Genomic DNA, 264 nt, shown 5'->3' with positions numbered 1-264 from the left:
GACAAACTTGGTGGGCTGTTCTTACTAATGTGAAGGCTTGCTCTTGGTCTAGACCTAATTCAACTGATAACGCTACCGTCAATGCAAAACCGCCGCTTGCATTTGGACCAATACCTACAGTTGCAGTAGTCGGAGCAGAACTGATTTTAATCTTCATCTCTTTAGCAACGTGTAATAGAGCATTTGAGAAACACGCAGAATAGCCAGCGGCAAAAAGTTGCTCTGGGTTGGTTGCACTGCCAGTACCACCCATTTCTTTAGGGT

The 264-nt window shown here is 45.1% G+C and carries 1 protein-coding gene; it reads right to left on the bottom strand.

Annotation, left to right across the window (positions count from 1 at the left end; all coding sequences use genetic code 11):
* The coding region (locus AB4585_RS24690) for an Ohr family peroxiredoxin (RefSeq protein ID WP_372171388.1) at positions 1–264 on the bottom strand (264 nt) is incomplete at both ends.

Source organism: Vibrio sp. 10N.222.49.C9 (assembly GCF_041474985.1).
In the GTDB taxonomy this organism is placed as follows: Bacteria; Pseudomonadota; Gammaproteobacteria; order Enterobacterales; family Vibrionaceae; genus Vibrio; species Vibrio crassostreae_C.
The sequence above is the reverse complement of the archived record's forward strand: the minus strand, read 5'-3'. Positions and strand labels throughout refer to the sequence as shown.